Annotated in this window: 11 protein-coding genes; 5 read left to right on the top strand and 6 right to left on the bottom strand. The window is 72.3% G+C overall.

Translation table 11 applies throughout. From position 1 onward, the window contains the following. Positions 1–13: 13 nt before the first annotated feature. The gene (locus OG389_RS02165; protein WP_328296726.1) at positions 14–295 is read right to left on the bottom strand and encodes a putative quinol monooxygenase; all 282 of its coding nucleotides are present in this window, start codon (positions 293–295) and stop codon (positions 14–16) included. A gap of 137 nt (positions 296–432) precedes the next feature. On the opposite strand from OG389_RS02165, the gene OG389_RS02160 reads away from it, so the two are divergent. Then, on the top strand, positions 433–1,170 hold the full coding sequence (locus OG389_RS02160; protein ID WP_328296725.1) for a DUF1838 family protein: 738 nt from the start codon (positions 433–435) through the stop codon (positions 1,168–1,170). Here the strand turns inward: OG389_RS02160 and pip are convergent. After that, complete coding sequence (gene pip / locus OG389_RS02155) at positions 1,154–2,161, bottom strand: prolyl aminopeptidase (RefSeq protein ID WP_328296724.1); 1,008 nt, start codon at positions 2,159–2,161, stop codon at positions 1,154–1,156. The two genes, OG389_RS02160 and pip, sit on opposite strands and share 17 nt — an antisense overlap. Positions 2,162–2,622: 461 nt before the next feature. Between pip and OG389_RS02150 the strand changes: the two genes are divergently transcribed. After that, positions 2,623–4,395: a S8 family peptidase gene (locus OG389_RS02150; protein ID WP_328303454.1), complete on the top strand. Its 1,773-nt coding sequence runs from the start codon at positions 2,623–2,625 to the stop codon at positions 4,393–4,395. Positions 4,396–4,632: 237 nt separating this feature from the next. After that, entirely contained in the window at positions 4,633–7,422 is a 2,790-nt protein-coding gene (locus tag OG389_RS02145; RefSeq protein WP_328296723.1) for a helix-turn-helix transcriptional regulator, read from the top strand. Between the two features lie 12 nt (positions 7,423–7,434). On the opposite strand, the gene OG389_RS02140 is transcribed toward OG389_RS02145, so the two are convergent. The 4 genes from OG389_RS02140 to OG389_RS02125 form a co-directional block, all read right to left on the bottom strand. Then, positions 7,435–8,346, bottom strand: coding sequence for a glycoside hydrolase family 19 protein (locus tag OG389_RS02140; protein ID WP_328303453.1), 912 nt, complete (start codon positions 8,344–8,346; stop codon positions 7,435–7,437). Positions 8,347–8,501: 155 nt separating this feature from the next. After that, positions 8,502–8,912 carry a rodlin gene (locus OG389_RS02135; protein WP_328296722.1) on the bottom strand — a complete coding sequence of 137 codons (411 nt, stop codon included), beginning with the start codon at positions 8,910–8,912 and terminating at the stop codon, positions 8,502–8,504. A gap of 388 nt (positions 8,913–9,300) precedes the next feature. Beyond that, the gene (locus OG389_RS02130) at positions 9,301–9,495 is read right to left on the bottom strand and encodes a DUF5302 domain-containing protein (RefSeq protein WP_328296721.1); all 195 of its coding nucleotides are present in this window, start codon (positions 9,493–9,495) and stop codon (positions 9,301–9,303) included. A 92-nt stretch (positions 9,496–9,587) separates the two neighbouring features. Continuing rightward, entirely contained in the window at positions 9,588–10,031 is a 444-nt protein-coding gene (locus OG389_RS02125; RefSeq protein ID WP_328296720.1) for a MarR family winged helix-turn-helix transcriptional regulator, read from the bottom strand. A 143-nt stretch (positions 10,032–10,174) separates the two neighbouring features. On the opposite strand from OG389_RS02125, the gene OG389_RS02120 reads away from it, so the two are divergent. Both OG389_RS02120 and OG389_RS02115 read left to right on the top strand, forming a co-directional pair. Continuing rightward, positions 10,175–11,740, top strand: coding sequence for an MFS transporter (locus OG389_RS02120; RefSeq protein WP_328296719.1), 1,566 nt, complete (start codon positions 10,175–10,177; stop codon positions 11,738–11,740). A 230-nt stretch (positions 11,741–11,970) separates the two neighbouring features. Continuing rightward, a complete protein-coding gene (locus tag OG389_RS02115; protein ID WP_328296718.1) occupies positions 11,971–13,719 on the top strand; it encodes a glycosyl hydrolase family 18 protein in 1,749 nt (582 codons plus the stop codon). Positions 13,720–13,745: the final 26 nt, after the last annotated feature.

The following is a 13,745-nucleotide window of genomic DNA, read 5'->3' as shown; positions in this document are numbered from 1 at the left end:
TCCCGGGGCCGGCTCAGGCCAGCGGTTCGGCGTCCAGCTCGATCACCTCCGCCGGTCCCGCCCGGAAGGCGGGGCTGGCGGCGTCGGCCTCGATCATGTGCGGGGTGGCGTCGTGCGCGGCGAGCGCCGCCCTCGAGGACCATTCCTCGTCGAGGACGAAGCGCTCCGGGGCGCCGCTCACCCGGTGCATGTCGTAGCGCAGGCACCCCTCTTCGGCCCGTACGACCGGGGCGAGGCGCTCGTAGGCGTCGATCTGTTCCTGGCCGCGACCGGGGAGAGCGGTGATGAGGATCATGAGTCGAACTGTTGATGGCATGGTCCGAAGACTAGATCGACAAGTCCGGCAGCCGGAAAGACTTTTCCGCGCCCCCGCGCCCTTCGTGGCCGGTCCGGTCCTTGCCCGGCGCGCGCCGACCGCGCACAGTGGCCCCTATGACTCCCGAAGATCTCCTCCGGGCCCTGGCCCGCACCCGTGCCTCCCTCGACGGAACGGAGGTCACCTTCTGGTGGACGGGTGACATCCACTCCTGGGCCCCCGGCGAGCCCTACCAGCGGCTCTTCGGCTTCGAGGGCCTGAACACGGCCCGCCTGGTGGAGGACGGGACGCCCGGGACCTACCAGCTCCTCACCCGCGAGGCCGCGTTCTACCTCGACCCGGTGACCCGGGAGATCCTGGAGACCTGGCAGGACAAGCCGGTGATCCACGTGTGGAACGACCCCGCGAACCAGCGGTGGCGTCCCTTCCCGGTCCCCATGACCGAACTGGGCGATCAGGTCTGCTTCAGCATGGAGGTACCGCTCGCCTACCCCTCGCCGCTGCCCGTGGCGCAGTACCCGGCGAACTCGGCCGACGACACCTACCGGGCCCTGGAGCTCTTCCAGTTCTTCGCACCGGCCTCGGTCCTCACCACCGACGCGCCCAGCGTCCCGTCCACCATGTCCTGGACCCGGATGTCCCCCTGGCTCCCCTGGATGGAGCAGGGCCCCCGTCCCGGCGGGCTCACCTTCCACTGCCGGGGCCGCAAACTGGCCTCCTACGCCGAGGTCCCGGAGCGCACCCGCGCGTACGTCGCCGCGCACCACCCGGAGTTCGCGCACGCCCCGGAGAAGTGGACCGAGCCGAACGAGACGAGCTGGACGTACTTCCGCAAGCTCAACCCGCCGGCGTAAGGTCCGGGCGCCCGTCCAGGCGCCCGTCCGGGCCCCCGACCGAGAACCGGTCGAGGGCGCGCAGCACGAGGTCGAGGGTCGTCGTGCCGCCCAGGTGGCCCGCGTCCTCGACCACGCTCAACTCCGCGCCGGGCCAGGCACGGGACAGCTCCCACGCGGTGTCGAGGGGGCCGCCCATGTCGAGCCTGCCGTGGATCAGGACGCCCGGGATGCCGGCCAGCCGGTGGGCCTCGCGCAGCAGCTCGCCCTCCTCCAGCCATGCGCCGTGGGAGAAGTAGTGCGAGCAGATCCGGACCAGGGCCAGCCGGGCGGTCGACGGGCGGCCGGAGTAGGGCTGCGAGGCGCCCTTCGTCTCGCCGGACAGCACGGCGTCCTCCCAGGCGCACCAGTCCGCCGTGGCCCGCTCCCGGACCTTCTCGTCGGGGTGCCGTACGAGGCGCGCGTAGGCCGCGAGGACGTCGCCGTCGCGCGGCGTTCCGGCGGCCCCGGCGAGGAACCGCTCCCACTCCTCGGGGAAGTAGCGCCCGACCCCGCGGTAGAGCCACTCGATCTCCGAGCGCCGGGTGGTGGTGACGCTCGGGATGACGATCTCGGACACCCGCTCCGGATTCCGCTCGGCGTAGGCCAGGATCAGCGTGGAGCCCCACGAGCCGCCGTAGAGCAGCCAGCGCTCGATGCCCAGGTGCTCCCGCAGCCGTTCCATGTCGGCGATCAGGTGCCCGGTGGTGTTGTGCCGCATGTCGGTCGTGGGATCGCTCGCGTGCGGGGTGCTGCGGCCGCAGCCGCGCTGGTCGAACAGGACGACCCGGTACCGAGCGGGATCGAAGAGCCGGCGGTGGTCGGAGGTGCATCCCGATCCCGGACCGCCGTGGACGACGAGCGCGGGCTTCCCGTCCGGATTGCCGCAGACCTCCCAGTGGACCAGGTTGCCGTCTCCGACGTCGAGCATTCCCTCGTCGTACGGCTCGATCGGGGGGTGGAGCTCACGCATGTCCAAATCTCCTCGGTTCGGCGCGTCAACGCTCCCGCCACCCTAGGACGCACCTCGGGCGGGGTGTGAGGGCCACGGGGACAAGGCCCGTCAGGAGGGTGGTGGGGGACCGGCAGGGGGTGGACAAGGGTTTTCCCCGTATCGCGTTCATCTCGGCGTTGCCTACTGTCTGCCCACCGGCGTTCCTCCCCGTCCGAACGGCCCCCGCGCCCACCCCACATGGCGCGAAGCCACAGGTCGGACCTGCGCCGGTGCCACCGTCGCCCAGCCCCGACGCTGCGGCGGGCGACGTGGTGAGCAGCAGCGTGACCGGGCGGACTTGACCAGCCCGTCCCGGTCGCGCGGCCGCAGGCTCCTCACCTCCCACATTGCACTACCCGGCCGTTCCGGCCCGCCCGGGACGGCCCGCGAAAGGGAACAGCGTGCACGCATCCAGACGTAGGCTCATATCCGTGGTGGCGATGTCCGTCACCCTGCTCGCCGGCTCCGCCGCCACCTCCATGGCGCTGACCGCCGCGGACCCCGCCCCCGCCTCCCAGGCTCTCCCGGTCGCCGGCGCCCCCGCCGCCGCCCCCGTCGAGAACCTCATCGTGGGATACAAGTCCTCCTCGTCCAAGGCCAGTTCGAACGACGCGGCCGCCGCCGACGTGGCGGTCAAGGGCAAGAAGGCCTCGAAGAAGGCGAAGTTCGAGCGCCGCCTCGGTACCGGAGCCGCACTCGTCAACCTCGGCGGATCCACCGCGCCGGCCGACGCGGCCGCCGTCATGGCCCAGTTCCGCGCCGACCCCGACGTCGCCTACGTCGAGCCCGACTCCCGTGCGTACGCCCTCGCCGTCACCCCCAACGACACCGAGTACGCGAAGCAGTGGGACCTCTTCGAGCCCACCGCCGGCATGAACGTCCCGGCCGCCTGGGACAAGGCCACCGGCTCCGGCGTCACCGTCGCCGTGATCGACACCGGTTACGTCGCCCACTCCGACGTGGCCGCGAACATCGTCGCCGGCTACGACTTCATCTCCAGCTCCACCGCCGCCCGTGACGGCAACGGCCGGGACAACAACCCGGCCGACCAGGGAGACTGGAGCGCCGCCGGCGAATGCGGTACGGGCTCGACGGCCAGCGGATCCTCCTGGCACGGCACCCACGTGGCAGGCACCATCGCGGCCGTCGCCAACAACTCCAAGGGCGTCACGGGCATCGCGTACAACGCGAAGATCCAGCCCGTGCGCGTGCTCGGCAAGTGCGGCGGCGCCACCTCGGACATCGTCGACGCGATCACCTGGGCCTCCGGCGGCTCCGTCTCGGGCGTCCCGGCGAACGCCACCCCCGCCAAGGTGATCAACATGTCCCTCGGTGGCTCGGGCGCCTGCACCGCCACCTACCAGAACGCCATCAACGCGGCCGTCGGCCGCGGTACGACCGTCGTCGTGGCCGCGGGCAACAGCAACGCGGACGCGGCCGGCTTCTCGCCCGCCAGCTGCAACAACGTGGTCAACGTGGCCTCCACCAACCGCGCCGGGGACCGCTCCTTCTACTCCAACTACGGTGCGATCATCGACGTCGCCGCCCCGGGCGGTGAGACCCGCCGGAGCACCGACACGCCCGGTACCGTCACGACCCCCGAGAACGGCATCCTCTCCACCCTGAACGACGGCGCCACCACCCCCGGCGCCGAGATCTACAAGCCCTACCAGGGCACCAGCATGGCCGCCCCGCACATCGCGGGTCTCGCCGCGCTCCTCGTCTCCGCCAAGCCCTCGCTGACCCCGGCGCAGGTCGAGTCGGCCATCAAGACGACCGCCCGCCCGCTGGCCGGTACCTGCACCGGCGGCTGCGGCACGGGTCTGGCGGACGCCGCGGCGGCCGTGACGGCCGTGACCTCCACGCCCACCACCCCGTCCTTCGAGAACACCGGCGACTTCGCCATCGCCGACAACTCCACGGTGGAGAGCCCGATCACCGTCACCGGGGTCACGGGCAACGCCCCGGCCGCCCTCAAGGTCGGCGTGAACATCGTCCACACCTACATCGGTGACCTCAAGGTCGATCTGATCGCCCCCGACGGCTCGGTCTACACGCTGCACAACCGTGCCGGCGGCAGCGCCGACAACATCAACCAGATTTACACCGTCAACGCCTCCTCCGAGGTGGCGAACGGCACCTGGAAGCTGCGCGTCAACGACAACGCGGGCGGCGACACCGGCAAGATCGACTCCTGGAGCCTCGGCTTCTGAGCCCGATCCCGCCACGGGCCGGCCACCGGCCCGAAATCGCCCTGACAGGGCGATAGTACGGACCAAACGGGCCCGCTGGACCTGCCGATACACCGCGTATCGACAGGTCCGGCGGGTTTTCCTGTCACGTGACTGAATTCTGCGTCACAATCCGGGCCCGCCGGGCATCCGACCTCGTATTGTCGCGTCTCACAGGAAGGGCACAGGAGCGGGGAACCGAAAGGCTGGTGGCTGTGCGTGGTGGCGGCGACGGGGCACGCTGACACGACCGTCGGACACGGCGAACTGATCAAGGCGGTGGACCGCGCGCTGACCACGCACGGCCGCGCCCTGCTCACCGGGCCCGCGGGATCGGGCAAGACCGAGGTGCTGCGCGCCCTGACCGGGGCCGCCGCGCTGCGGCACGAGACGGTGCTGCGCCTCGCCCCCGGAGCCGCCGACCGCTGGATACCCGAGGCCTCCGCCGCCGCCCTCCTCGCCTCCGTCCCGGCCGCCGCGCTGGAACGCCTCTCCGGACCGCAGCGCACCGCCATCGCCCTCCTGCGGCGCGAAACCGACGCACCCCGCGCCGGCCGCGACCACGTCGCCCTGCGCCTCGCCGTCGTCGAGGTGCTGCGCACCCTCGCCATCCGCGGACCCGTCCTGCTCGCGCTCGACAACGCCCAGTGGCTCGACGCGGAGAGCACCGACCTGCTCCGGTTCGCGCTGCGCCTGACCCCACCGCGCGTACGGGTCCTCGCCGCCGAGTGCGTCCAGGGCGGAACCCCGCTCTGCGAGCCGCTCTGCGGACCGGACACCCCCCAGATACGGGTGCCCCCGCTCGGCACCGACGAGGTCGCCGAACTGCTCGTGCGCCGGGGCCTCCCGGCCCGCCTCGCCGGCCGGATCCACCAGGCCAGCGGCGGCAACCCGCGCCTGGCCCTCGCCCTCGGCCACTCCCTCGCCGAAGCCGCCGGAACCCGCGACGGCGGCGCGCACCACGCCGATCCGCTGCCCGTCTCCGGCCAGGCCCGCGAGGTGGCCCGCCGACTGCTCGCCGTGGTGCCCGTCCAGGCCCGGCGCACCCTGCTGCTCGCCGCCCTCGCCGCGCGCCCCACCACCGCACTGCTGCGCCGGGCCGGCCGTCCCGACGCGGAGACCGAGCTCGCCGTGGCCGAGCGGGCCGCGCTGGTCACCGTGGCGGAGGACGGCACGATCCGGTTCACGGCCGGAGCCCTGCCGACGGCGCTGGCCGCCGACGCGGGCTGGTCCGAGCGGGCCGCCGGACACGCCGAGCTGGCCGCCGCCGTCGACGACCCCGTCCAGGCGGTACGTCACCGCGCCCTGGCGGTGGACGCCCCCGACGAGGCGCTGGCCGCGGAGATCACCGGGGCCGCCGCGTCCTGCCGGCGCCGCGGCCAGCGGGCGCTCGCCGCCGAACTGGGCCTGCTCGCCGCCGACCGGACCCCCTCCCACCTGCCCGGCGAGGAACTCGCCCGGCTCGTCGGGGCCGCCGAGGACGCGGGCTGGGCCGGCCGCGCCGACCTCGCCCGGCGCGCCACCCGCGCCGTACTCGCCCGCGACGCCTCGCCCGCCGACCGGGTGCGCGCCCGCCTCGCCGTCATCGACGCCGCCGGCCAGGCACTGGGGACCCTCGACGAGACCTTCGCGTACGCCCTGGCCGACGCCGAGGGCGACCCCGCCCTGCAGGCCGCCGTAGGGCTGCGGATCGCCTGGAAGCACAACCTCAGCGACGGTGACCCCGTCCGGTCCCGCGACGCCGCCGCACGGGCCGGCGTACTGGCCCGCAGCGGCGGCGACCAGGTCGCCGAGGCGATGGCACTGACCGTACGGGCCCGCATGGGCCGCATCCTCGGCGACCCGGACGCCGAGGAGATCCTCGCCGGGGCCCTCGCCCTGCCCGCCCCCGACGTACCGCTCGGCATGCGCAATGCCCCGCAGTACCTCGCCGTCCGCCACGCCCTCTTCGACGACCGGCTCGCCGACGCCCGGCGCCAGCTGCTGGTCCTGCTGCCCGCCGTACGCCGCACCGGCTCCGCCGAGGACGTCTTCGAGGTGCTGCGCAGCCTCACCGAGGTGGAACTTCGCCGGGGCAGGTGCGCGGCCGCCACCGAGTACGCCCGCGACGCCCTGGAACTGACCGTGGAGGCGGGCCTCTCGCCCGGCCCCGCCTGGTACGTCGCCGCGATGGCCGAGGTGATGGGCGGTGGCTTCCCGCGCGCCGCCGGATACGCCCGGCGGGGCATCCAGGCCTCCGAGGAGGAGCACGACCAGGTCTTCCTCTCCCGCGGTCTGTACGTGCTCGGCCTGGTCGAACTGGCCACGGGCGAGGCCGCGAAGGCCGTCGCCACCCTGCGCCGCGTCGCCGCACTGGAGGCCGCCCAGCAGGTGGCGGACCCCTCGATCCTGCGCTGGCACGGGGAGCTCGCCGAGGCCCTGGTCGCCGCCGACGCACCCGACGAGGCCGCCGAACTGCAGGCCCGGGTGCGTACGACGGCCCTCGCGCTCGGCCGCACCAGTGTGATCGCCGCGCTCGACCGGGCCCGGGGTCTGTGCCTGTCCGCGCACGGCGAGGCCGACGCGGCGGTGGCCCTGCTGGAGGACACCGCCCAGCGCTTCGCGCTCCTGGAACTCCCCCTGGAACGTGCCCGCACGCTGCTCGCCCTCGCCAGAGTGGAACGCCGCCGGCGGCGGCGCGCACCCGCCCGTGCCGCGCTGGCGGCGGCGGCCGAGGCCTTCACCCGGGCCGGCGCCACCCCGTGGACCGAGCTCGCGCGGGAATCGTCCACCTCCCCGGCGCCCGCTCCGGGCGGGGACGGCGGCGGGGGCGGAGCGCGGGCCCTGGCCGCCCTCACGGAGGCGGAGGCCCGCCTCGCGGTGCTGGTCGCCCAGGGCGCCAGCAACCAGGAGGCGGCCGCGAAGCTCTTCGTCAGCGTGAAGACGGTGGAGGCCCGGCTGACGCGGATCTACCAGAAGCTCGACGTCAGGTCCCGGGCCCAGCTGGCCACCACGCTGCGGACGCGCTGACCGCTGACCGGCTCAGCAGCTCAGGTTGTTCCCCGGGGTCACGCCGAGGAGCTGGGTGAAGCTCTGGTACGCGTTCACCCGGCTCTGCACCTGCGCCGGGTTGCCGCCGTTGCACTCCAGGGAGCCGTTGATGGAGCGGATGGTCTCGCCGAAGCCCGCGCCGTTCACCATGGCGGCGTGCGCGGTCATCGTGCCCGGGCCGTTCTGCGTGTTCCAGTACCAGAGCGCCGTCTTCATGGCGACGGCCGGGTCCTGCTCCACCAGGTAGGGGTTGGCGAGGAGGTTGATGCCGAGGGCGTCACCGGCGGCCTTGTAGTTGAAGTTCCAGCTCAGCTGGATGGGGCCGCGCCCGTAGTAGGCGGCCTGGCCGGCCGGACAGCCGTAGGGCTGGCTGGTGTCGCAGTAGTGCGGGTAGTTGGCGGTGTTCTGCTCGACGATGTACACCAGCCCGCCGGTCTCGTGCGAGACGTTGGCGAGGAAGGCGGCCGCCTCGCGCCGGTTGACGGTGGCGTCACCGGTGGTGGCGAAGCCGGGGTAGGCCGACAGGGCCGCGACCAGGCCGTTGTAGGTGTAGAAGGGGTTCCGGTTCGGGAACATCTGGTTGAACTGGGCCTCGCTGACCACGAATCCGGAGGGGTTGGGGGTGCCCGGGTCCGGGTCGGGGGTCTGGCCGCCGCCGCAGACGCCCTGGTCCGACCAGACGCCCCACTGGCCGGTGGTGCCGGGAGTCTCGCCCTGGGTCCACCACTTGGCCTGCCAGTTGTGGCCGCCGTACGAGGCGCTCATGCCGCCCGTGTAGACGGCGGAGCCGGCCCACGCGCCGGCGCAGGCGGGGGCCGCGGCGGCGGGGGAGGCGGGAAGGGCGATCGCGAGGGCGAGGGTGACGGCAGCGGAGGCGGCCAGCGAGAGGGCGCGGCGGCGCAGGGTGCGTATCACGGAAGTGCTCCTTCAGCGGGGGGAGTTGCCGTGGGGACAACTACCGCCACTGAATCGAGAATGGTCTGAACCTGTCAAGGTCTAGACCAAAACGAAGCGCCGGTGCCGGGCCCCGGAGGGCCTGGCACCGGCGCTCCGGTGGATCAGCTGCCGGCGGAGAGGTTGCCGGAGAGGACCGGGATGTTGTCCAGGATGTGCGAGGCGGAGTCGTCACCCTTGGCCTGGGTGGAGTTCTCGGCGCACTGCTGGTTCTGCGGGTTGGCGAGGACGTTGACGTCCTGGACGCCCACGTTGACCAGGGCCAGGACGGACTGGGCGTTGACCTTCGCCGGCAGGCCGACGCAGAGCTTGTTGACCGAGCCCTGGATGGCCGAGATCTGCGGGCTCATGGCGCCGCCGGTCTCCTGGTTGCCGAAGATCTGCGAGGACTCGTTGCCGTTGACCGTGTTGACGCCGTTGTCGTTTCCGATCGCCATCGCCGGGGAGGCTACGGCGGCACCGGCACCCAGAACGGCTGCGGTGGCGGCTGCGGTGGCCATGAACTTCTTGAACATGTGGGGGATCCTTCTTCTGTCGCACTGTCGCATGAGATAGCTGCCCTCGGCGGGACGAGCTGCTCAACTGCCGTGGACACCAGGGGTTATCACCCATCACCCGACTGGCCGAACACTCCACCCCGCAGGTGAGGTCAGGCATCGGCCGATTGACCCAAGGCCGCGGGTCGGTGGATCCCGTTCTGCGTGTGTGTGTACGTGCGCACGCCCGGCGTGTGCGCCCCGTGCGCGCGGGCCCCTGGGCGCACGGGAGCCCCTGGGCGTGCGAGCCCCTGGATGTACGAGCCCCCTGAGGGCCGCCCTCGACCGGATCCGGACCGTGCGTGCTGGTCCCTGACCCCGTCGAGGCCGGCTGTCGCGGTGTCGCGGCGGTGCGACACCGCTGGGGTCAGCCGGTCTTGCGGCGGACCTTCTTGTTCTTGCCCCCGGGGCCGTTGCCGCCGGAACCCTGGATCTTCGCCCGGCTCTGGTGTGCCTGCTGCGACTGGGCATTGGCGGCGTTGCGCTCCAGGGCCTCCTTGAACTTTCGCTTGGCCTCCTCGGCCGGCGATTCGTTCTGCGGGGTGTCGGTTTCTTCTGACATGCGTCCTCCTGGAATGTTCTGAAGCCGTTGCAGTCTGTCAGGTGCCGTTTCCCCTGGCCAACGCGTTCGGGTTCAGTGGCCCCGACGCGGTCTCAGGCGTCCTTCTCCAGGGTCGGGCGCAGTCGCTCCAGCAGGGCGTAGAGCGTCGCGCTCTCGGCGTCGTCCAGCACGTCGAGAGCGCCGTGCGTGGCCTGCATCTCCTCGCGCACGCGGCGGATCACCTCGCGGCCGGCATCCGTGGCCACGACGTTCTTGACGCGCCGGTCGGCGGGGTCGGGCTCGCGGCGCACGAGCTCACGGGCCTCCAGCCGGTCCACGATGCCGGTGACGTTCGACGCGTCGCACACCAGCAGGGTGGCGAGGCCCCGCATGGGCAGCGGCCCGTTCAGCTGGGCGAGGACCTTGGCCTGGGTGGAGGTGAGGCCGTGCCGGGCGGCGGCCGCGGCGAAATCGCGCCACTGGGCGGTGCCGATCGCGGCGAGCAGCTCCAGCAGCTCCAGCTTGGTCGGGACGGCGTGCGGTGTGGTGGCGCTCATGCCGGGAGCGTACTCAAGATGCTTCACATTATCAACCTTTTACTTGACCACCTGAACTATTGAGGTCTACCGTCTGCTGGAGTCGAAGTACTTGATGACGTCAAACATCTGTGATCTGAAGCACTGAGAAGGTCTTCCCTGCCATGAGTCCCACCCCCTCCGCCACCACCCAGGCCGGCGGGCACCGGAACGAGACGGTCATCGTCTTCGCCCTGAGCCTGGCCGCCATGGTCGTGTCGATGATGCAGACGCTGCCGGTCCCGATCTTGGGCCTGATCCGCAACGATCTCGGCACCACCACCGCCAACGTCAGCTGGGTGACCACCGCCACCCTGCTGTCCGCCGCCGTCTTCACCCCGCTGCTCGGCCGCTTCGGCGACCAGCACGGCAAGAAGCCGACGCTGGTGGCCGTACTCGGTGTCATGGTCGCGGGCTCCGTCGTGGCCGCGCTGGCCTCCTCGCTGCCCCTGCTGATCCTCGGCCGCGTCCTCCAGGGCGCCGCCACCGCGATCTTCCCGCTCGCCCTGTCCGTCCTGCGCGAAGAGGTCCGCCCGCAGAAGCTCCCCGGCGCCATGGCCCTGGTCAGCGGCACCCTCGCGTTCGGCAGTGGACTCGCGCTCGTCGCCACGGGCCTGCTGACCTCCGGAGCCGACGCGGACTACCGCAACGCCTTCTGGATGGCCACCGGCTTCGCCGTGCTCGCGCTGCTCGCCGTCGTGTTCCTGGTTCCGGCGACCAAGCACAAGACCGGCGGACGTACGGACTTCCTCGGCGCGCTCACCCTGGGCATCGCCCTGCTGCTGCTCCTCCTGCCGATCTCGCAGGGCCACGAGTGGGGCTGGGCCTCCGGCCGCACGCTGGGCAGCTTCGCCGGCGCCGCCGTCATGACCGCGGTCTGGGTGCTGACCGAGCTCAAGGTCCGCGAGCCCCTCGTCGACATGAAGATGTTCGTGCACCGCCCGGTCCTCATGGCCAACCTGGCCGGCATCCTCGTCGGATTCGGCATGTTCGCGAACTTCCTGGGCGTCTCCTACCTCGTCCAGATGCCGAAGGCCCTGACCGGCTACGGGTTCGACGCCTCCATCCTGCGGGCCTCCGTCGAGTTCCTGCTGCCCGGCGCGATCGTCTCGCTCCTGGCCTCCCCGATCGGCGGCCAGCTGGTGCGCCACCGCGGTCCGCGCATCGCGCTGGCCATGGCCGCGGCACTCGGCGCCGTCGGCTTCGGCTGGCTGTCCCTGGACCACGGCCACACGGCCTCGGTGATCGGCGCCGGCATCGTCGTCGGCGCGGCCGTCAGCTTCGGCTACGCGGCCATGCCCGCCGTGATCATGGCGAGCGTTCCGCACCACCAGAGCGGCATCGCCAACGGCATCAACTCGATCTCCCGCTCCACGGGCAGCGCGATCGGCAGCGCCATCGTCACCACCATCCTGGCGTCGAAGACGATCGAGCACCTCCCCGCGGGAGTTCCCCCGCTGCCGGCCGAATCCGGCTTCACCCTCACCTTCGCCATCGGCGCCGTGGCCTTCGGCCTCGTCGCGGTGATCAGCGGGATCGGCCTGCGCGGAGCGCACGGGCCGCGCACGGTGGCAACCGGGGCCACCGGGACCGCTGGGGCTGGGAACGCTCCGGTCGCCGAGGTTCCGGCGGTAGCCGCCGCGGCCGACGCGAAGGCTCCGGCGCAGTCGGCCGAGAAGGCCGACGCCTGATCCGTCGGCCGATCGTGCACTGATCGGCCGCTTTCCGGTCCGGGCCGACGAGGCGCCCCCGGTCCCCGCACACGGCGGGGCCCGGGGGTGCCTTCGTATGCGGTCCCGATGCCGTGACCGCGTACGACTGCGTCTTTACCCGTTCAAGTGCGCCGGAACCTTGACCAGTTGATGGTCCAGACCAATCATGGGGCGTCCGCCCGTTCGCTTTCGCCCCACCGGGAGCACCGTTGAGACGTCCCAGGCACAGCCATGCCCTGTTCGCGGCCTTCGCCACGGCCGTCGCCTCCGCCGGCCTCGTCGTCGGAGCCGGCGCCGCCGCGCACGCCGCGACCCCGTTACCCGCGCACGTCTTCGCCCCGTACTTCGAGGCCTACTCCTCCGACAGCCCTGCCGACCTGGCCGAGCGGTCCGGAGCGAAGTACCTGACCATGGCCTTCGTCCAGACCGAGACCAAGGGCTCCTGCACCCCCTACTGGAACGGCTCCACCGGCCAGCCGGTCGCCGCCTCCGTCTTCGGCGCCGACTTCACCAAGATCCGCTCGCGCGGCGGGGACGTCATCCCCTCCTTCGGCGGGTACGCGGCCGACAACGGCGGCACCGAAATCGCCGACAGCTGCACCAGCGTGGACTCGATCGCGGCCGCGTACGAGAAGGTCGTCACGACCTACGACGTCACCCGGCTCGACATGGACATCGAGGACAAGTCCCTGACCAACAAGGCGGCGATCGACCGCCGCAACCAGGCCATCAAGAAGGTCCAGGACTGGGCCTCCGCGAACGGCCGCCCACTGCAGATCTCCTACACCCTGCCCACGACCACGAGCGGTCTCGCGAGCAGTGGCCTCGCCGTCCTCAAGAGCGCCAAGTCGGCCGGCGCCCAGGTCGATGTGGTCAACCTGATGACCTTCGACTACTACGACAACGCCGCCCACGACATGGCGGCCGACACGCAGACCGCCGCGACCGGCCTCTACGGCCAGCTCGCCGCGCTCTACCCGGCCAAGACCCCCACCCAGCTCTGGGGCATGATCGGCGTCACTGAGATGCCCGGCATCGACGACTTCGGCGCGGCCGAGACCTTCACCACCGCCGACGCGACCACCGTCTACAACTGGGCCACCGCCAAGGGCATCAACACCCTCTCCTTCTGGGCCCTGCAGCGCGACAACGGCGGCTGCCCCGGCACCGGCGGCTCCGACACCTGCTCGGGCGTCGCCCAGGACCCCTGGTACTTCACCCACACCTTCGCCCCCTTCACCGGAGGCGGCGGACCCGTCGCCGACGACTTCTCCCTCTCCCTCGCACCCGGGTCGGCCTCGGTGCCCCCTGGAGGTTCCACCACCGCCACGGTCGCCACGGCAGTCACCTCCGGCAGCGTCAAGCCCGTCGCCCTCACGGTGAGCGGCGCGCCCGCCGGGGTCACCGCCGCCGTCAGCCCCGGGTCGGTCACCGCGGGCGGCTCGGCGCAGCTCACGGTCGGCGCCTCCGCCACGGCAGTGCCGGGCACCTACCCCCTCACCGTCACCGGAGCCGAGGGCCCGCTGAGTCACTCGGCGACCTTCACCCTCACCGTCTCCGGGCCCGGCGGAGGCGGCGGAGCCCTGGTCAACGGCGGCCTCGAAAGTGGCTCGCTCGCGCCGTGGACCTGCGAGAGCGGCGGCGCGGTGGTGTCCGCCCCGGTGCACGGGGGCTCGTACGCCCTGAGGACGGCGCCCACCTCCGGGCAGTCGGGCGAGTGCACCCAGACCCTGAACCTGGCCCCCAACACCAAGTACACGCTGAGCGGTTGGGTGCAGGGCAGCTACGCCTACCTCGGCGTGCGCGGCGGTGCCAGCGGCAGCACCTGGACCAGCTCCACGGGCTGGACCAAGCTCACGGTGCCCTTCACCACCGGGGCCAGCGGCACGGTCACCGTCTACCTGCACGGCTGGTACGCCCAGGGTCCGGTCCACGGCGACGACCTCGCGGTCGGCTGAGACCCGGAGCCACAGGCGCGGGCGGA

The organism is Streptomyces sp. NBC_00435 (assembly GCF_036014235.1).
In the GTDB taxonomy this organism is placed as follows: Bacteria; Actinomycetota; Actinomycetes; order Streptomycetales; family Streptomycetaceae; genus Streptomyces.
Note: the sequence above shows the minus strand (reverse complement) of the source record. Positions and strands in the feature narration are given on the sequence as shown.